Source organism: Paenibacillus sp. FSL R7-269 (assembly GCF_000517865.1).
Classification (GTDB): domain Bacteria; phylum Bacillota; class Bacilli; order Paenibacillales; family Paenibacillaceae; genus Paenibacillus_AQ.
The window spans coordinates 62,452-81,946 of the sequence record NZ_ASPS01000006.1 but is presented as its reverse complement, the minus strand read 5'-3'; the positions used below and the strand labels follow the sequence as shown (position 1 = coordinate 81,946).

At 47.1% G+C, this 19,495-nt stretch carries 15 protein-coding genes; 2 read left to right on the top strand and 13 right to left on the bottom strand.

Annotated elements, in window-relative coordinates:
• Window positions 1–156: 156 nt before the first annotated feature.
• From C162_RS02210 to C162_RS02180, 7 genes are all read right to left on the bottom strand, one after another.
• Entirely contained in the window at window positions 157–963 is an 807-nt protein-coding gene (locus C162_RS02210; protein ID WP_036690789.1) for a 4'-phosphopantetheinyl transferase family protein, read from the bottom strand.
• The gene (locus C162_RS02205; RefSeq protein ID WP_036690785.1) at window positions 950–1,933 is read right to left on the bottom strand and encodes an acyltransferase domain-containing protein; all 984 of its coding nucleotides are present in this window, start codon (window positions 1,931–1,933) and stop codon (window positions 950–952) included. Before C162_RS02205 ends, C162_RS02210 begins: the two co-directional genes overlap by 14 nt.
• A 27-nt stretch (window positions 1,934–1,960) precedes the next feature.
• Window positions 1,961–2,638 (bottom strand): MBL fold metallo-hydrolase, encoded by a 678-nt coding sequence (locus C162_RS02200; protein WP_036690782.1) that lies wholly within the window; start codon window positions 2,636–2,638, stop codon window positions 1,961–1,963.
• 198 nt (window positions 2,639–2,836) lie between these two features.
• Window positions 2,837–4,252 carry a 6-phospho-beta-glucosidase gene (locus C162_RS02195; protein WP_036690779.1) on the bottom strand — a complete coding sequence of 472 codons (1,416 nt, stop codon included), beginning with the start codon at window positions 4,250–4,252 and terminating at the stop codon, window positions 2,837–2,839.
• 13 nt (window positions 4,253–4,265) lie between these two features.
• Window positions 4,266–6,143, bottom strand: a complete 1,878-nt coding sequence (locus C162_RS02190) for a glucose PTS transporter subunit IIA (RefSeq protein WP_036690777.1) — start codon at window positions 6,141–6,143, stop codon at window positions 4,266–4,268.
• A gap of 26 nt (window positions 6,144–6,169) precedes the next feature.
• Window positions 6,170–6,721, bottom strand: coding sequence for a DJ-1 family glyoxalase III (locus tag C162_RS02185; RefSeq protein WP_036690762.1), 552 nt, complete (start codon window positions 6,719–6,721; stop codon window positions 6,170–6,172).
• 14 nt (window positions 6,722–6,735) lie between these two features.
• Window positions 6,736–7,293 carry a DJ-1 family glyoxalase III gene (locus C162_RS02180; RefSeq protein WP_036690746.1) on the bottom strand — a complete coding sequence of 186 codons (558 nt, stop codon included), beginning with the start codon at window positions 7,291–7,293 and terminating at the stop codon, window positions 6,736–6,738.
• Window positions 7,294–7,514: 221 nt separating this feature from the next.
• Between C162_RS02180 and C162_RS02175 the strand changes: the two genes are divergently transcribed.
• Together C162_RS02175 and C162_RS02170 are read left to right on the top strand one after the other, a co-directional pair.
• Window positions 7,515–8,477 (top strand): LysR family transcriptional regulator, encoded by a 963-nt coding sequence (locus C162_RS02175; RefSeq protein ID WP_036690744.1) that lies wholly within the window; start codon window positions 7,515–7,517, stop codon window positions 8,475–8,477.
• Between the two features lie 146 nt (window positions 8,478–8,623).
• Complete coding sequence (locus tag C162_RS02170) at window positions 8,624–10,000, top strand: MmgE/PrpD family protein (protein WP_235218332.1); 1,377 nt, start codon at window positions 8,624–8,626, stop codon at window positions 9,998–10,000.
• A gap of 29 nt (window positions 10,001–10,029) precedes the next feature.
• Here the strand turns inward: C162_RS02170 and C162_RS02165 are convergent, their stop codons facing one another.
• From C162_RS02165 to C162_RS02140, 6 genes are all read right to left on the bottom strand, one after another.
• Window positions 10,030–10,527, bottom strand: coding sequence for a DinB family protein (locus C162_RS02165; protein ID WP_036690741.1), 498 nt, complete (start codon window positions 10,525–10,527; stop codon window positions 10,030–10,032).
• A gap of 73 nt (window positions 10,528–10,600) precedes the next feature.
• On the bottom strand, window positions 10,601–12,376 hold the full coding sequence (locus tag C162_RS33995) for an ABC transporter ATP-binding protein (RefSeq protein WP_051493152.1): 1,776 nt from the start codon (window positions 12,374–12,376) through the stop codon (window positions 10,601–10,603).
• A 23-nt stretch (window positions 12,377–12,399) separates the two neighbouring features.
• Entirely contained in the window at window positions 12,400–14,184 is a 1,785-nt protein-coding gene (locus C162_RS02155) for an ABC transporter ATP-binding protein (RefSeq protein WP_036690740.1), read from the bottom strand.
• A gap of 197 nt (window positions 14,185–14,381) precedes the next feature.
• A complete protein-coding gene (locus C162_RS02150; protein WP_084648781.1) occupies window positions 14,382–15,914 on the bottom strand; it encodes a methyl-accepting chemotaxis protein in 1,533 nt (510 codons plus the stop codon).
• Window positions 15,915–16,104: 190 nt separating this feature from the next.
• Window positions 16,105–17,661 carry a stalk domain-containing protein gene (locus tag C162_RS02145; RefSeq protein ID WP_051493151.1) on the bottom strand — a complete coding sequence of 519 codons (1,557 nt, stop codon included), beginning with the start codon at window positions 17,659–17,661 and terminating at the stop codon, window positions 16,105–16,107.
• Between the two features lie 241 nt (window positions 17,662–17,902).
• On the bottom strand, window positions 17,903–19,489 hold the full coding sequence (locus C162_RS02140; RefSeq protein WP_036690739.1) for an FAD-dependent oxidoreductase: 1,587 nt from the start codon (window positions 19,487–19,489) through the stop codon (window positions 17,903–17,905).
• Window positions 19,490–19,495: the final 6 nt, after the last annotated feature.

The following is a 19,495-nucleotide window of genomic DNA, read 5'->3' as shown; positions in this document are numbered from 1 at the left end:
CTCCGTTACATGTATGGTTGTACATGTATTATACACAAATTACAACAACAGAAAAGCAGCGTCTCCCCATAACTTAGAGAAACCGCTGCTTGCGGGGAGTTGCGGGTAATCAGATAGAGGACCGAATAGCCCAGTTGCTTCCGGGCAGCATAATGCTCACCTCTCCGCAGCCTTTGCAGTGTTAGCAAGGCTTTCAGGCAACAGCCCCTGCAAAGCTTGCAGCAGCCGGGATTCCGTAGCATCGGTCATGGCTTTGGCCGGAAGCACAAGGGTATATACATATTCATTGCGGAGGACAGATACCGCCTTGAATTGCGGGAAATTCTTGAACTGGCTAATGATCCCCTGCCCGCTCCGGCTGCACTGTTTGATTTCGAACAGCTCGGTAGGAACGGTGAACCCGGTCTGAATCACCTTGGACATCGCTTCCTTAGCTGTCCAGAGTAAGGTCAGAAAGAGCGGCGTTGCAAGCAGGGTACCCGGCTCATTGTTCAGTTCTTCCTCCTGACTGCTGGTGATTCTTCTGATGGCCTCCACGGCCTTCTCGTCCACAAGCTCCATATCAACGCCTGCCAGTAGACGCGAATCATAATCCACCGCTGCTCCCAGCGTATCGCAATGGGTAATGCTCACCCGGCGGGTGCTTCCCGCTACAAGCGGCTGGCACAGAATGCCGTGTTCGATCTGAATCCCGGCCAGATCCTCCTGCTCACCAGCCACGGCCATTTTGGCTGCCAGCTTACCCAGCAAATAGCTATTGCGTCTTCTGGGATAATGGAAGCCGTAATACTTCTTCTTCTCCTCCGCGCTGAGATAATCGAGTGGCCCCCCCTCCGGCGGCAACGAAACCAGACTCAGCTTCAGCGGGTAACATCCCTCCTCTCCTTCCAGCTCCAGTTGAATTCGTCTCACGGTCTCGGAGAGGAACACATGGTATGACTTTGGCAAGCTAGTAAATTGCATCTTTAGTCCCCCTTAAGGTATCATTCACAATCTCATTCAGCTTCTTCAGCTCGCTGGCCATCGGCGTAATCACTGAGCGGACCTTATGGGCCAGCGGCTTGCCGAGAATATACTTGCTGAAGTTCTCCAGTGTACCCGACGGGCTCAGATCGAGCAGCAGCCGCGGTCCGCCGGCAGTCAGACCTTCCAGTGCCGTGCGGAAATTCATTGGCTTCCTCACCACATCCCACAGGAAGGATTCATCCACCGTCTGCACCTTCCCCCCGGTCATGGCCGATACCAGTGTCACTCCCCGAGCAGGCTTCTTGTAATCGAACTTTTGCATATATGTACGGTAAGGCTTTTCCAGTTCATCGATGAATGCGGAATGAAAGGCGTAGTTCACAGGCAGCTTCAGGCTGGCTACGCCCTGTTCTCTGAGGAACTGCTGGATTTCGGCGGTATGCCCGCTTCTGCAAGCGATGGTGAAGTGACTGTCGAAGTTAACTGCGATCAGCTCGGAGCGGGTGTGAAGCTTCGCGTTCCAGTGATAGAGCTGCACATGATCTAGAACAGCAATCATCGCGCCGTTGTCGCAGGTATCCTCGAGTAGCCGTACTTGCGTAACAATCAGCTCCAGCACCTGTTCAGGCGTCAGTACCTTGGCCACCGCCAATGCCACATACTCCCCGAGACTGACTCCCAGCGTGCAGCGCGGGGTTATTCCCTCAGCTTCCAGAGTCTCCGCCAATGCGTATTGCACCATGAAGATTGCAGGGTGGGAATAGACAATATTTTCGAAGCTGGCGCCCTTACCTCGTGAGTTCTGATACAGTTCTTCGATCACGCTCTTGCCGGTCAGCTGATGAACAATCCGGTCCAGGCGTTCCATCGATTGCCGGAATACCGGCTGCTTCCCGAACAATTCAAGCCCCATCTTATTATATTGCGAGCCTTGCCCCGAGAACATAAACACGATTTCGCTGTGCATTTCCGTACCCCCTGATTGTAGAGCGGCTTATTTGAAATCAAGCAGTCTGGCATTATTCTTACGGTTCCTGAATTTCACAAAATGATTGATATCATCAATCTGGAAATACAGATTATTTTTGTAGAGATAGCTCATCTCTTTGCCTGGCGGATCGCCGAAGGAATGTCCCGGGTATACCCGGGTGCTGGGAGGAATCAGCCGGATGAGCCGGTGGATGCTGTTGAACATATCCTCTGCCGAGCCTCCGCTACTGTCACATAAGCCGCAGCCTTCAATAAATACCGTATCCCCGGAGAACAGATGGTCCTGCCCCCAGTAACAGACACTTCCCTGCGTATGTCCGGGCGTCACAAGACAGGTGATTCGTGAATCACCGATACGAATGAGGTCCATATCCTCGACGGTGCGGAGCCTGTTGCAGCGGTATTTATAGTAATCGGCCTCGGTTTTGGAGATGTAGACAGTAGGACGATAGAGCAGTTCAAGCTTCTTCACCATATTGGTATGATCAAAATGAGAGTGGGTCAGCAGAACAGCCGTGACTGTGGCCTCATGCGAATCCAGAATACGGATCATCTGTGATACATCCCAAGACGGATCAACCACAAAAGCTTTGCGGGAGGTCTTGTCAATACCGAGATAAGCGTAGTTCAGGAAATTCATACATTGTGTTTTGATCGTAAACAGATCATAGGTTGCTTCCATGCCTGCCTCCTTGAAGATTTGATAGATCTAATTTCCATAATTTACAGGATGGATCTATTAAATTATCATCTACTTTTTCACGAACTGTCAATGAATGTTATTGCTTCCATAACAAAAAGCCTGCAATCTAACATTGCAGACTTTTTGCTATGGAAGCATATAATTTATTTTATAGCAATTCATGTTTTTTATTGTTATCTACAGATTCTCACCATGACTGGCGATACAGTCCTTATACCAGTAGAACGAATCTTTTCTGACCCTTCTTAAGGTGCCTTTGCCATCATTGTCTTTATCAACGTAGATCAAGCCGTATCTCTTCTTCATTTCACCTGTTCCGGCACTGACCAAATCAATGCATCCCCATGGAGTGTAGCCAATCACTTCTACCCCATCTTCCAGAATGGCTTTTTTCATCTCATCCACATGACGCCTGAGATAGTCAATCCGGTATGGATCATGCACTGAGCCATCCTGATCAAGTGTGTCAACGGCCCCGAGCCCATTCTCTACTATAAAAAGTGGTATTTGGTACTTGTCATACAGCAAGTTCAGCGTAATTCTTAGGCCGACCGGATCAATCTGCCAACCCCAATCACTGGCCGGCAGCAGCGGATTCTTGTACCCGCTGATCTCATTTCCCTCGCTCTTGTCCTGGTATGTGGGATTAGCCATCACAACGGAGCTGGAATAATAGCTGAAGCCGATATAGTCTACAGTTCCTTCAGTTAGAATCCTTGCATCCTCCGGCTCTGTCTGGATTTCCAGATGATGCTGCTTCAGGAAGGCATAGTACGCCGGCGGGTACTTCCCTCTGACATGAACATCAAGCAGAAAGTAGGCTTGTTGAAGCTTTTTGACATGAGCCAACACATCATCAGGATCACAGGTCGCAGCGTAAGACGTTGGATGAAGGAACATACCGCCTATTACGAACCCGGGATTGATTTCTTTTCCCAGCTTGACAGCCCTTGCACTGGCTACCAGCATATAATATGCTGCCTGGTACATTGTCTGCAGCTTATTCTCCCCTTCAGCCCATTTGATACCACCTGGCTTCCAGGGCTTCCGCACAATCATGTTGATTTCATTGAAAGTCATCCAATACTTGACCTTGGTGCAGTATCTGGTATAGATGGCTTGGCAGTAACTCAAGTAGAAATCAATCAATTTGCGATTGCGCCATCCTCCGTATTCCGTCACCAGATGATATGGCATCTCGAAGTGCGAGATAGTGACTACCGGCTGAATTCCGTAGGCTAGGCAAGTATCGAACAGGTCATCATAGAACTGCAGCCCTTCCTCATTCGGCTCTGCTTCATCCCCGTTCGGGAAGATCCGGGTCCAGGCGATACTGGTTCTGAAGCATTTGAACCCCATCTCATGGAACAGCTTGATATCTTCCTTATAGCGGGAATATAAATCACTTGCCTCATGGCTGGGGTAGTACACATTCTCTTCAATTCCATCGGTAATTCTCCGCTCCACACCATGGGCAGCTGCTGTCATTACATCTGCAACACTGACACCCTTGCCGCGCCGGTTCCAGCCCCCTTCAACCTGATTGGCTGCTACAGCGCCTCCCCACAGGAAGTCTTCTGCTAACTTGCTCATGACGTCCCCTCCTTCAGACTTGAATGCGCAGCAGGTGCTGAGTCGGGGCAACATGACCGGCAGCAACCTGTTCTACACCTTGATAATCAAATGTATTAGAGATAATAATGGGAACGACGGTATCATATCCGGCTGCCCGGATCGCTTCCACATCATATTCCAGCAGCACATCACCTTGCCGGATAATCTGATCCTGCTGCACATGTGCAGTAAAGTGCTTGCCTTTCAGTTTGACCGTATTGATTCCGACATGTACCAGCATCTCAACACCTTCATCGGACATTAGACCGATCGCATGACGGGTTGGAAATAAGGATACAACCTTTCCGTTAAACGGGGCATATACCTTTCCATCCACGGATTCAACGGCCGCTCCGCTGCCCAGAGCAAAGATCGGATCGTCAATTGCTGAGATATCTTTGATTGTTCCATTAATAGGGGAGCAGATCATAAGGGGGCCTGCCGGACGGGCAGTTCCGCTGGTCACAGGACTAACCGGTGTGGCAGGAGTCCCGGAAGCTGCATTAGCGGTTGCCGGTATATCCTCTTCTATGCCCCAGATCAGCACAGCACCCATAGCAAGAGTAATACTGATTGAAATACCAATTATGATGTGAATGTAGCTGTCCGCAATATACGTTGGCAATGCCAGGATGCCCGGCAAGATTAAGGCGGTAGCACCGCCGCCCCAGAAGTTGATATAAGCGGCTCCAATACCACCGGCTAACATCGCACAGATAAAGGGTCTTTTGTACTTTAGATTAAATCCGAAGATCGCCGGCTCCGTGATTCCAAACAATGCGGTTACACCGCTGGATAATGCACTTGACTTGCTGGCTTTATGTTTCAATAAAAGGAATACCCCAAGACAAGCCCCGGCTTGAGCCAGATTCCCTGTCAGATTCGCCGGAGAAATTACGGAATAGCCGTACTCCGCAATTAGCTGGCTGTTGATAGGTGTAATCGCATAGTGCATGCCGAAGATAATCAGAATCGGTCTGAAGGTTCCGAACAAGAAGGAGCCTATGACACCATTCACGGTATACAAATAGGTAACAACTTCGGCTACACCCTTGCCGATGTAGGTTCCAAGCGGCCCGATGGCAATCAGTCCCAGGGGAACCATAATGAATAGCACAAGCATGGGTACGAATAGAATTTTGAACATATCCGGGATACGTTTATCTACGAATCGGTATACATAACTCATTACCCATACTGAGAGGATGACCGGAATAATGGTAGATTTATAATTCACCAGCAGCAATGGAAGCCCGAAAAAGCTCAAGCTGGTAATTCCTGTCTCCGCTGCTTTGGCCGCACCCTCCATAATAGTAGGGTACATATACGCTCCTGCGAGAGCAACCGCCAAATATTCGTTTGTTCTGAATTTCTTGGCTGCACTAACCGCAAGGAAGAAGGGGAAGAAGTAGAAGATCAGATCACTAATCAGGTTAAATGTTACATACGCGCCGCTTGTTGTCTCCAAGAGCTTCATGGTAGTCAGAATGGCCAGTACAGACTTAACCATCCCGCATCCGATCAATACTGGAATTACAGGCCCGAATATACCTGCAATCGTCTCTACAACCCGTGATATCACATTCTTTTTCTGCTTCACACTCTTGACTTCAATATCTAAATTCTCCAGATTGAGTCGTTCACTAACTGCATCGAATACGATTTTGACTTTGGCACCAATTATGATTTGCAGCTGTCCGCTGTTGAACTGGGCTCTGAGCACACCTTCCAATCGATCAAGCGCTTTCAAATTGACCTGAGATTCATCTTTCACATTGAATCTCAATCTTGTCGCACAATGGGTGGCATACGTAATATTATCCTGACCTATGTTGGCAATAATCTCTTTTGCCAAATCTTCTGTTGTCATAAATTCCCCCGCCTTCTTAGCTGTCTTTACTTGCCCCCGGCCAGATGGTATAACATCTTCTCACGTAGAGTTGAAGTATCCTTACCGAAGATTTCTGCAATCTTATAAGCGAACGGATAAGGCGTTGCCGGCCCCTGGCTCGTAACAAGATTCTGATCTGCTACAACAACCTGGTCTTTGAAAATACCGCCAATCAACTTTTCCGCATAGCCTACATATCCAGTTACCTCTTTGCCTTCAATGACTTTAGCGTCGGATAAGACAACGGTTCCCGAGCACATTGCAGCAATGTATTTGTTGTTCCGGTTGAAGTCTTGCACCATTGCAATAACTTCCGGATTCTCTTTCAGATTCTGTCCGCCTGGCCGGCCGCCCGGCAGAACAACCATGTCGTACGCTTTAACTTCTTCGCCAAAAGGCTTGTCACCCTCCACATAAATGCCGTGCATGCCCTTAACCAGCTTGTTGCCGAAAAAGAATGTATCACAGGTCAGTCCGGCTCTTCTCAAGATATCTACAATGGTTAATGTTTCGCCTTCTTCGTAACCCTCTGCCATCAGTACTGCTATTTTACTCATGATGTGTATTCCTCCTATTCAGCATCAAATGCATTGAAATATACCATGCGGTTTTTGACAGCCATACTATCTCCACCTAGTGCATCTACCAGTGCATAAGCGAATGCATACGAGGTTGCCGGTCCCCGGCTTGTGATCAGGTTCCCGTCAATGACAACAACTTCTTCCTTAAAGGTGCCGCTCGTTTCAATCTTGTCCTCATAACCGACATAAGCGGTGAAATTCCTATTCTCAAGCACCCCTGCTTTGCCTAGTGCAAGAGGAGCTGCACATATGGCTCCTACAAATTTCCCCGCTTCATTCATCTCTTGAAGCAGTCTGATGACCCGGTCGTCATCACGAAGATTAGCCGCTCCCGGCATGCCTCCGGGCAGTACGATCATGTCGTAGCTTTTAACATCGTCACTAATAATTGCATCTGCTTTGACTACAATGTCGTGACTGCCGCGAATGAGTTCACCTGCTGTACTGAACATATGGCACTCGATCTGCGCCCGTCTCAAAATATCCACAATGGTCAGTGTTTCACTCTCTTCAAATCCTTCTGCCAGTATAACTGCAACTTTGCTCACGTCCATACCCTCCTGTTATTTCAAATGTCTGCAGGACTACAGTGGCCTGCTTACGCTTACAAACGCTAAGGTAGCCGCCTTTACATTCATAATTTAGCACGAAGTTACGCAACCTCAAAGCACATATATGCTGCTTGTATGTAACTATTAGCTGCAGTATGATAATACCGTTACTATCAATTACCATCAAAATCTCGAATGGATCTATTCAGGAGGTACTCATGCTCAATAACTATAAATACTTTCTCGCTCTGGCCGAAGAGCTGAACATTTCAAATGCAGCCAAACGTCTCTATATTTCCCACCAATCCTTAAGCAAATACTTAAAAGGCCTGGAAGAGAAGCACGGTGTTGCTTTTTTTGAGAGGAAGCCCAAAATAACTTTAACAGCCGCCGGAAAAATCATGCAGAACACCTTGCGTCAGATTGAGCTTCTGGATCAAAATATGGAGAATCAGCTCACGGACCTCAAGGAGGATAAATCGGGTACCATCCACTTCGGCATCACTGAAGGACGCTATCCCATTATTGTTCCAAAGCTGTTAAAAGAGTTCTACGATCTTCATCCCAAGGTCGAGTTAAATATTCATCGAAAGACTTCACCGCAGATGCAGGAGATGGTAATGAACAATTCGCTGGATCTGTTTCTGTCTGGTGTTGATAATATTGTTACTTCTCATGTGAAGTACGAGACCATTCTCCATGAGCAAATGTACATTGTGATCTCGGACAATTTGCTGAAGCAGTATTTTTCGGATCAATATCCGGGTTGTATCGATACGTTTACCAAGGGTGCCGACCTTAGACAGTTCCAGCATGTGCCGTTTGTGCTGAATAAGAAAAACTTCAATTCCCGTATTCTGCTGGACAAGCATCTGTCTGAACTGGGGATTTCACTCAACTGCATTAATGAACTGACTCAGCCTGACATCCATCATCTGTTGTGTGCCGAAGACTATGCAGCCAGCTTCTGTCTGACGATGTATCTCAGCGGAATCGACGGGCTTAATGAGTCGGGTAATACGAACTCCCATCTTCATGTGTTCCCTATTTCGGACTTTGCTTACTTTAACCCGCTGGCGCTGATTTATCATCGAAATAAAATTTTCCCGTCCTATACGGAGGACTTAAAAAAAATCGTAAAACGCTACTGTAACCCAGCTTCGTATCTCCAGCAGTCGTAAAGTTGCTTGAATCGCTCTATGCATCCAAAAGTTGAGTTAGTGCAGTTAACTTGTGCTTGAGTAAAACAACACCGCAACCTTATATTTTGTTATGTAAACTTCAGCAAATTGAAGTCAAAATAACGAGGTGGATGGTTGTGAGTTATATGATTGATGAACTGGCGGATTATGTGGCCCGTCTCCGGTATGAGGATCTATCCGCAAGGGCTATAGAGGTTGGTAAACAGGTGATCCTTGATGCTTACGGGAATATGGTGTTCGGCCGTTACTCCGAAACAAGTGAGCGCATTATGGAGTACGCGCATATGGCAGATAGCATCAATATGAAAGAGGAACCGGTTACTCTTATCGGAGAGCAGGAGGTCCGCACCAGTTCAGATACCGCAGTGTTCGTACATACGATGCTGGCGCGCTGCGCAGATCTGGATGATGGATACCGCCACGCTATGGGGCACCCCGGCTCTGTGCTGGTTCCCCTCCTGCTTACTATGGCTGAGTTGTACCACAACGACGGCAAACAGATGATTACGGCAATTGTGGCAGCATATGATGTGTACGCCAGGTTAGGCGAGGCGATTAATCCCTTTATGTACAGGGAAAGGGGCTTCGATGCTACGGGGGTATGCGGTGCGGTCGCGGCTGCAGCTTTGGTAAGCAAATTAACGGATGCTGATGCCGTCCGGACCAAGGATGCCATGGGGATTGCTTCGATGTTCACAGGTGGACTAATAGAATATCAGAACGACGGGACTTCCGGTAAAATTCTGTGCAGCGGCTGGGCTGCGCTAACAGGGATGAGGGCTGTAAGACTGGCAGCTTGCGGATTTACCGGCCCGGATGCTGCGCTTGAAGGGAAGTACGGGTTTTTCCAGGCGTTCAAGGGGACCAGCGGTCATTGTAATACGGGTCAGGTGCTTGAGGAATTGGGTCAAAACTTCAAAATAACCAGTATCTATTTCAAACGTCATGCCTGCCAGCGAGGGCTTCATGCCACAATGGATGCCATGCTGGAAATGCGGAAGAGGTATGATCTCACACCTTCGAAGATAAAATCCGTCGATGTGAGAACGTCTTCCTTCGTCTATCGTCTAAATAATCCCAAACCCAAGACAGCCATAGGAGCTCAGGCCAGCACACAGTTTACTTCAGCTGTAGCACTCAAGTATGGCCGCATGGATTCAGAGGCTTTAATTTTCAGAAGCTTTGAAGATCCTGAGATCCATGAGTTGGTTCAAAAAATAACAGTCACTCTGGATGAGGAAGTACAGCAGTATTTGCATGAAAATCCGACGCATTTTTGTGCGGCACGTATTGTGTTGACATTACATGACGACAGTACGTACGAGAAGTGGATGCCTGTTCCGCTTGGCGATATAGAATCCCCATTCGGCTGGGAGATGCTTGAACACAAATTCAATCAACTGATTGCAGATACGCCGTGCGAAAGAACCCGGAAGGACAGAATCGGGCTGATCAAAAATCTTGAGAACGTCAGCAATGCCGCTATGCTGCTTCGTTTCTGAGAGGAACTGTTGCTTCGTTGCACTGTTCCTCAGGCAGGATACCCGCCCCCTGGCGGAGGCCATGCTCCCTGCAGACGGCGGAGCAGAACAATCTCCCCCAGGTGATAGGAGTTATGGGAGGCGATATTGCGCAGCAGCCCGCCCTTGGTCTCCCCTGGAAAATGGGCTAATGGCTCGTCAAGCTGGGCGGTCTGAGCGATGGAAACCGCCTTCTCGACCCCTTCCAGCAAATGCGTGATCGCTTCTTGAAGCTGGGACTCCTCTGATGGGGCCTTCTCTGCAGGCCAGCTCTCCTGTACGCTTGTAGGCCGCTGCGGCTGGCCGCCCTCCAGATGGGTCAGCATGAAATCCTGCCAGTAGCCCATATGCTTCACCAACTGATAGATGGAGTAGGGAATTCCCTCTATAGTATAACCTGCAAGCTCCAGTGTCAGATCCGGCAAAGCCCGGGCGATCGGAATATGTCCGCGCTCCCCTACCAAAGATTTCACCAGCGCTTGACCAAAAGCCTGATTGGATTCGGACATCAGTATGCTCCTCATATTAATTGCGCGAAATATAATTTACCGAAATCAAATATAGCCGGATTCTAACGCTTTGTCAATAAGCATCCGCCTGTACCTTAAACATCTGGAAGTAATGTCCCTGAAGGTTCATCAGTTCATTGTGAGGGCCAGCTTCAAGAATACGGCCAGCTTCCATATAATAGATGCAATCCGAGTCTCTTACGGAGGACAGCCGGTGCGAAATTACGATGACCGTGCGGTTCATTGCAGCTTTGTCCATCAATTGCATCCACTTATATTCTGAGATGGAATCTAATGCACTTGAGGGTTCATCTAGAATCAACACGGAATGATCTCTGTACAGTGCGCGGGCCAATGCCACCTTTTGATTTTGACCGCCAGATAGAATGATCCCCTCCTCTGAGAATTCTTTGGTTAACTCAAGCTCTATCTTGCTCTTATCCTTTACAAATAAAGAAAAATCTATGTTGTCCAATATATCCATCATTTTGTCAATCTCTTCTGCTGTAGGGTTAGACTCAAACAGAATATTCTCAATCAGTGAACAAGCATAGCTGTTATGATCCTGAAACACGGTATCGAACTGAGACAGGTATTCTTGTCTGTTGAATGTTTTAATATCAGTCCCTTTAAATTCTATTGAACCTTTGGTGGCGTCGTATAAGCGCATCATCAGCTTGATTAAAGTACTTTTTCCTGCACCATTCTTACCTACAATCGCTATTTTCTGTCCAGCTTTAATGGCAATGTTTATATTGTTCAGAACATCGGACTGATTATTATAGCTAAACGACACATTAGTCAATTGAAGAAGATAAGGTGATAAATTGCCCTGCGGAATCCCGGAATTCCCGTCTGTTACCTTGTTTATATAGTTGCAAAAGGCACGGAACCTTTCTATGTAAATGTTATGCTCCTGAAATGCCTGGATTCTCTCCATAATCTTGCCGAGATTGCTGCTCATAAGCGCAACCGCTTCTTTAATCGCGATAAAATCCCCTGCGCTAAGTGTCTGTGTAACGACGATTTTATATATGAGGTACAGCAGGATCAGAGTGTTATTAATATGAGTAAAGGCATCGCTAACTAAGTACAATTTCGTAAACCGGTTACTGAATTTCTTGTAGAGTTCAATTATATTTTCAACACCTTCTAGAAACAGGTCCTTAAGCACTACATGAATATTGGTTATACGAATATCTAGCGCATTGTCACGAAGATAACTGGTCCGGAGCACATAATCCATTTTTCTTTTTTCGGGGATGATGGCATGGGTTCGCTCCATTCGTGCCTTGATCATCCTTGTTCTGACAAACGAATCTCCAAGAATAGGAATAGCAACAAACAGCAAGATTAAAGGGTCACTAGTCAAAATAAAAATACCGGAAAAAGTTATGGAGAAAATCGTTTGGCACAGTTGAAATAAACTATCTAAGAAGTGAATAGGCCTTGTTGAGCTTTCTTCTACAGAATAGATATATTGGTTGTAGTAATCCGTATCATCATAGCAATTGATATCTACCTCATTAGCCTTCTTAAAAGCAACATGCTGAAAACCGGAAATGATGATAGGGTCAGAGCGTTTCACGTAATATGCCCAGGCAGAATCATAAGCAAGTTTAATGGTTTTGCAGCCAATAACAATTGCAACCATAATCATCATTCGTCTGAAGTCAAAATCATTCATTAAAGCGTCTAAGATTACTTTGATGGCGTACACCTTAATGAACCAAGTATCGAAAGCAACCATTAATGCGGTTAGTATGATGCCAGGGATCCTGATCCAGTCATATTTGAAAATTGATTTCAGGTAAAATATGCTGTTGCCAAGAGAATATTTCTTGCTCATCTCATTTCACCGCCCGCTCTGTACTACAGGTATTTTTCTGCTTGAAGTCTATAGAGTTCTGAATATTTCCCATCCTGACTCATGAGCTGTTTATGTGAACCGCTCTCCTTGACCGTGCCTTCATCAATCAAATAGATCTTATCTGCTGATTTTGCAGCTGTTAAACGATGGGAAATAATAATAATCGTCTGATCATGGAAATGCTCTAAAATGTGATTGAACAACTGATATTCAGCTACAGGATCTAACGAACTGGTCGGCTCATCAAGGATGATAAAATTTCTTTTACTCACAAAGATTCGGGCTATAGCCATTTTTTGATATTGCCCTTTGGATAAGCTGAGTCCATCGGTACTAAATTCAGAGGTTATGTACGAATTCATTAGTTCTTCGGGCGTACGATCCAGGTTCAAATCAACCTCATGAATGGCTTGCCCGATTTGCTCGGACACAGCATCTGCAGATGTATCCACTTTGTCCATAAGTATATTTTCCGCTACTGTACATGAATAATATTGGAAATCCTGCTGCACTACTGAGAACTGCTTACGATACTGCTGAAGATCATGCTTCCGAATAGATTCCCCGTTAATGGTGATTTCACCCGAATAATGGTCATAGAGACCGAGCAATAACTTGATGATAGTGCTTTTTCCTGAACCATTTACTCCTACCAAAGCTATCTTTTCACCTGGATTAAAACGGAGGTTTATATTTTCTAACACTGGTTTATCATTTGCTGCATATCCAAAGCTTACATTTTCAAAAGCGATAGTATTGCCGGTGTTTAATGGAACAGGTAATCCTTTTCGACACTCCAAAGACTTATCCGGTTGCAAAAAACGAAATAACTTATTTGCATATAGCTGATATTCTTTGAGTGAGGTAATGACTTCGGTCAAGCCGAATAAATAGCCCGATAAACTATATACTGCAATTGTTATAGGAATTATATTAGCAGCCGAGGTCCCGCTTTCACTGTGAATTAATGAGAATAGAAGAACTGCCATGGTTCCCCAATATAAGATGACCTCCTGATTAAAAACTCTCAAGAATTGCAGAGCGCCTGTTGTCCAGCCATACTTTTTCGTGGAGTGTAAGATTTCCTTTACAGCATTATCGTACAAATTCAACAAGATCTTCTGTATGGGGTACAACCTTAGCTCTAACGCATATCTTTTCATATAAAAGGTTCTTTCAACATATTTCTTCTTTCTATTGGGCGAGAGGATGTCCTGGTCAAACTGGTATTGCGTCTTTATTAATGTAGTATTGATTAAAAAGGCAGCACAGACCGTTATAATTACTATAGCTACAAGTTCAACATGCATAACTCCAATGACTGAAACGGTTGCGATGATCCCCACTACATTCGATAACAAATTAGAGATTAACAATATGCTCCCCGTCGTTCTCTGCTCAACCTGATTGATGGCAAAGGAAAAATCGTTAAGATAAGCTGCGTTGTCCAAGTTTTTAGTATCTGTGTGCATTATCGTATGTATTAACTTTGCAACTATTTTTTTGTGAAGAATCTGCCGGGCAACGGGATCTATTTTGCTGTAATACAAGGATGTACTTATTCCCCCAAGCATGACCACGGCTTGAATGAATATAACAGGGATTATGATCTCCACAAATGATTTATTCGTGCCTATACCGTTCAATACGACTCGGATTAAAATAACCGAACTCAAAAAGTTGCATACAACACCAAATATATTGTTGAAGATTGTATAAGACGACCAAAGTGGTATAGATTTATAGGTTAACTTCAACATCTCTACATAGCTTCTAAACAATTCCAAGGAAGTCCCTCCGGTTCCACTTCAGACTAAACTGTAATCCTATATTGTTATTGTATTCCTTTGTTTTTTTTCAACAACCTTACAGATTATAGGCTTTCGGTTAGCGCGTTCCGAAATTTGCAACACAAAAAAAGCGAAACGCTTGAGGCTCCATTTCGCTCTTTGATCTCAATTATAGTGTTCCATTCCATGAACTCTTATAAAGTACGCAGAATATTTAACAGCTCCTCCGACATCCGGCTCACATCTTCAATCGACGCATTGACCTCTTGGGTTAGAGCGGCCTGGGCTTCGGTGAGGCTGGACATGCTGTTAATCCGTGTAATGATGTCGTCAACCTTCTCATTCATCTGCTGCATGGTGGTTTCAATGTTACCCGATGCCGTCTTGCTGTGCTCCGCGAGCTTCCTCACTTCACCAGCCACAATGGAGAATCCCCGGCCGTATTCGCCCGCATGGGCAGCTTCAATCGCAGCATTCAGTCCAAGCAGGCCTGTCTGGTTCGAAATCTCGCTGATGAATTGGGTGATCTCCTTGGTCTCCCCTGTCTTGACCTTGACTTCCATGGCGGCCTTGTGCGATTGCTCCTGGACCTCAGCCATGTCCTGAGCCTGCTCGGTAACTGACACGATGCCGCGGACGATCTCATTAATCGCTGCCAGCAAGCCCTCCATCTGTACATTGACCTGCCGTACAATTTCCTCTTTGGTGACTTCGTGGGTAACATCCCGGATCGTACCGGCAACTCTCAGAGGGATGCCCTGCTCATCGCGAACGGTTTCACCGCCAGCGTGGTACCAGCGGTATTCGCCATTTTTGGAGCGCAACCGGTAGTTCACTGCATAGTCCGTCTGCCCTGTGTAATCATTCAGATGATGGGCGAAGGCATCCAGCGTGGGCTGAAGATCCTCGGGGTGAAGCTGGTTGCTCCAGCTGCTTAACAGGTTCGGGAAATCATGCTCGCCTTCAAAACCAATCGTTCTGCGGAATTGCTCCGACCACCAGAACTCATTATCCGGGTTGACCGGATCGCCTGCGATAACCACCATATCCCAAGGGGCTTCCACCAGGGCACGGTTCACCAGATCATAGCGGACAACCAGTGCGCTCAGCTCGTCCTGCTTGATTTTTTTATCATGTATATCCAGCAATGCTCCAGCTACCATAATAGGTGATCCGTCAGCGGCACGTACGGTTGTGCCCGTCGCCTGGAACCATTTGTACTCGCCTGCTTTCGTCTTCAGCCGATACTCGATGTCGTATTTGATCGTGCCGCTCCGGTCCAGCATATGATCCGCGAACAGCTGCAGTACGCCCTCTTTGTCCTCGGGATGAAGGCAGTTGGACCAGCTCTCCAGCACATTGGGGAAATCATGATCATCCGTATAGCCGATCATCCGGCGCAGCTCATCAGACCACCTGAACTCATTATTAGGGTTCACCGGATCACCCTCATACACATCCATTTCCCACAGGGAGATCTCAATTGCTTCAGTGATCATATTTAATCTGACCTTATAGTAATCCTCACGCTTATGTATCACGGACGTTAGTCGCATTAACAATGCTTGCAGTTCACCTGGGGCTGTAGTGGAGTATGTATCGGCTTGCTCCTCTTCCTTACGTTCAGCCCGCTCCACATAGTTTCTTAATAGGTCGATCAAATGATGGTCTGTTTGGGGCGGCGGTCCTGCGTGTGTATTTCCTTTGAATCTGTTCAGAATAGGCATGTTCTCTCAGTTCTCCTCATCTCATGGTGTGCGCTGCTTGGGAAAGCTAGATTGAGTATATAACACGCATGAGATTTAATATATAAATTTATATTTAAAAATTAATATAAAACAGCGGCAGAATAAGACTTGACAAAAAGTCTCAGACTGCCGCTGTTATTTGACTAATGTATAGTGGTTTCCCGTTAAGTTAGTTCACTTGTATGCTTTGCAATATGTCATTGAATTCCGCCTTGGCTTGTCTGCTGATTTTCGCTGGAAAAGTTGACAACAAGGTGTAGATTTCATTATTCTGCTCAAACAGAATCATTTGAAAATCGAGCTTTCCATCTGCATCTCCCACACTATAGACCAACTGCTTTGCATCGATTTTCCCTACCTTTACAGATTGCTCAGTGATTTTCGACGCATCCTTCTTCGCTATATCTTTTTTGAGATAGCTGACATATTGTTCGAAATTCATATCCAGATAATCCTTACTATAATGACGAATGGTAAGCGTGTTATTCTCGGGCGAGACCATAACAAGCTGGAGATCTCCAGCAATCTCCATAGAAACCGGTATTTCTTGCCAATCCCCGTATGCGGTAATTTGGATTTTTGTATCCTTGGTTGTAAAAGGCTGCTTCGTAGATATTGTGGCGGTCTGAATCTCCGCGAGCCAGTTCACCTTCGCATCCACGGCTTCGCCGATGAAACGTAATGGAACGTAAGTGCTCCCCTTGATGTTAGCAGGGGCTACGGTCAGTTTTTTCTGATTGCCATTAATCTCAGCAGTAGTTGAACCCAGCTTAAGCTTGATCAGCGTACCCGGTTTGCTTCCTTTAATCGTTTGCGTTTTGGAATCCCATTCAACCTTCAGTCCCAATGCTTCAAAAATAGCGCGGAACGGAACCATGACTGATCCATTTTGCTGGATAGGCGGAGCTTGGAATGTAATACGCCCGCCATTCAAATGCACCATGATTTCGTCAGGATTTGAAGGCGGTGCAGGTTCTGAAGTATCTTCATCAAGCACTTCGACGCCTTTGGCAGCGAGCTCGGTCAGGATTTGCTGTGCATCTGCATTCAGAGGATTATTGCTGACGGAAACCTCCTTAAGCTTCGGAAGTGTAGTTAAGACGCTAATGTCCTCGACCAGATTATTCTCAAAGTAGACATGCTCCAGCTCCGGGTGATTTCTTAGCGGTTCAAGAGACTGGATTTGGTTATCGCTTATGATTAACCAGTTCAGCTTGACTAATGATTGAATGGGCTTCAGATCTTTAAGCTGATTATTGCCGGTTAACAAATCTGTTAATTGGGTTAATCCTGCTAGTGCATCAAGCTTCTCTATGTTGTTCGAATCAAGATTAAGCTGCTCCAGCCGGGACAACTCCTGCAACGGCTCCAGCCCAGTGATCTGATTGTCGTTCAGAGCCAGGAAGGTGATTTTATGTAGATTTTGAAGGGGCTCAATATTGGTAATGCCAAGCCCTGGGAGCATTAAGCTTTTCATATTAACAGCGTGCTGAAGTCCGCTTAGACTGTTAATTTTCTGCTCAGGATCACTAGGATAGAGAGATGTTAGGGTCTGCAGATCTTCTTTGGTAAGGGGAGCGGCCGGCTTCTTCAGCTCGACACGAATCGCCTGTTCCAGATTCTTGTCTGAGATGAGAGCGGCTTCTGCAAATACGGATGGAATAGAAACGAAGCATAGCAGGAAAGCAAGTACAGCAGTTGATACAAGTTTGATTGTCTTACACAAAATAAATTCACTCCTTGAATTGTCATTGCGACTAGATTCGACATTTCTCTACCATTTCCTTCATAGCATAAGTGTTTAGTGTATTGAACTATTCTTAGGCCAAGAGGAATCCGCTGGATTTCCAATTGCTTGCTGCCAGGTAACATCTACTAAGTAGACCATACCAAAAAGGCACCCCGCTGACGGGGCACCTTACCTTAGATAGTGGTTGAGCTAGGATGGATTGCTGGAGCATGTGCGTTTAGGTCTCCAGCTCCTCAGGGGTCCAGTGCAACTGGACTCCGAGCGCAATCAATTGCTGCTGATAGGCCTCTAGATGCTCCGCTAATTCCCTGACTGCCGATGGTTCGACCTGTTTCCTGATGGCATAGGCCGCGAGGGTGCCTGCCGCCTCGCCGATATTCCATTCTGTGGGATGCAGGCGGTAGCAGCCGTTCGCAATCTGGGTCATGGATATGTTCTTGCAAGCCGGGAGCAGGTTCTTGACCCGTACTGGGATCAATGATCCGAGAGGAATCTCATAAGGATGATTCGGGATATAAAAGGTACGCTGGCTCACTGTCGTGGGATGAAGATCCAGATGATAGCTGCCTACCCCTACGCTGTCCTTATAACGCTTAGGCCCGGCTGGTCCGCGCAGTTCCTTGCTCACATCTTGCTCGGCTACTGTGTACAGCCCGCGAATACGCCGGGATTCCCGGATATACGGGGCTTTGGCCAGCCCATCCTCCGTGCCGAGCATATCCCCGCGCAGCCTCACCCCCGGGTAACCCTTCCCGCCGTCCAGGCGGGGCGCTTCAGTCTGAAGCCAGTACACGAGCGAAAGGGTGAGCTGCCGCGCTCCTTCCAGATGCCGCTCCTGTTCCTCTGGCGATACGCCGATAATAGGCCCGGCATAGTAATCGTTCAGAGCCCAGTTCAGCAGAGTGACTTCGCCGTCATTCAGCGGCTCGGTCCAGATGGCCGGGTCCACGATCCGCCGGTAATCCCAGAGGGAGACAATCCCCTGTTCATTCGGGAACATCGTGAACTGCTTCAGCTTGCTCGTATCTTCAGCATCTGAAGCAAACCAGCTTAAGATTGGATACTGCGAGAACGATGGAACATATTCACGCCAGTAATCATAATCTCTTGGTCGCGGAATTGTATAGTCTCCACCCTGCACATAGTCCACCGCCGCCACATGGGTAATCGATTGCATGTCGAGCGGGTCATGGGTCTCCAGAGCGTGCGGCTCCCCTGTCTCGCTGCGGGCTTCAGCGCCGCTGACATGCTCCACTCCAGCCAGCGGCAGCAGATCACCGCACTCCGTGGCATCCAGATAGTAGTCGCCGAGCAGCCTGATAAGGTTTCCGCCCGGCTCCTGCCGGACAGTCACTCCAGTAACGTAATCCCCATCAGTATCGGCCGCAACCGGCACCGTGTGATAGAGCACCTCAATCCGTCCGGTGTTCACATACGGAGCCAGCATCTCCTGCAGAACAGCCAGTGCCACCTTCGGTTCATGTGCTAAACGGCTGACCCAGCCGTTGCCGGGATTCAGTATAGGATTACTCCTGGCAGCCTCCGTAAGCGGATAATTCCGCCTGTAATACTCCCTGACTCTACTGCGGAACTCCCGGTAAGATGCAGTACTGCCCGATTGCTCAATCCAGCGGTGCTCATCCGGCGGCACGGCCTGGGAGGTCAATTGCCCGCCCAGCCAGTCCGTCTCCTCTGTCACAAGCACACGCAGCCCGGCTTTGGCTGCGGCCAGTGCCGCCGCCGTTCCTCCAAGGCCGCCGCCGATAATTACTACATCCGAACGCTTCTCCTGTTCGCCAGTCATTTCTCC